Genomic DNA, 453 nt, shown 5'->3' on the forward strand with positions numbered 1-453 from the left:
GGGCGGCCGGGCATGGTCTCCGGCGCGGCGGGTTCGATGGCCGTGGTCATCGTCGCGCTGGTGGTGCAACACGGCGTGCAGTATTTGCTGGCGACGATGTTGCTTGGCGGTTTGATCATGATGGCGTTCGGGCTGCTGCGCCTGGGCAAACTGGTGCGCATGGTGCCGCATCCGGTGATGCTCGGCTTCGTCAACGGGCTGGCGATCATCATTGCTTTGGCGCAACTGGAGCACTTCAAGAGCGGTGAAGACTGGCTCAGCGGCACGCCGTTGTACCTGATGACCGGGCTGGTGCTGCTGACCATGGCCATCGTCTACATTCTGCCGCGTCTGACAAAAACGGTGCCGCCGGCACTGGTGGCGATCCTCGGCGTCGGCCTGTTGGTCTACCTGTTCGGCCTGCCGACCCGCACCCTTGGCGACATGGCGCACATTGCCGGAGGCTTGCCGACT

At 64.2% G+C, this 453-nt stretch carries 1 protein-coding gene; it reads left to right on the plus strand.

Going from position 1 to position 453, the window contains the following annotated elements; genetic code table 11:
• Positions 1-453, plus strand: a 453-nt coding sequence (locus BK660_RS30130) for a SulP family inorganic anion transporter (RefSeq protein ID WP_148057484.1), incomplete at both ends; no start/stop codon positions are given.

The sequence above is a fragment of the Pseudomonas brassicacearum genome, from assembly GCF_003732265.1.
GTDB classification, from domain to species: Bacteria; Pseudomonadota; Gammaproteobacteria; order Pseudomonadales; family Pseudomonadaceae; genus Aquipseudomonas; species Aquipseudomonas brassicacearum_D.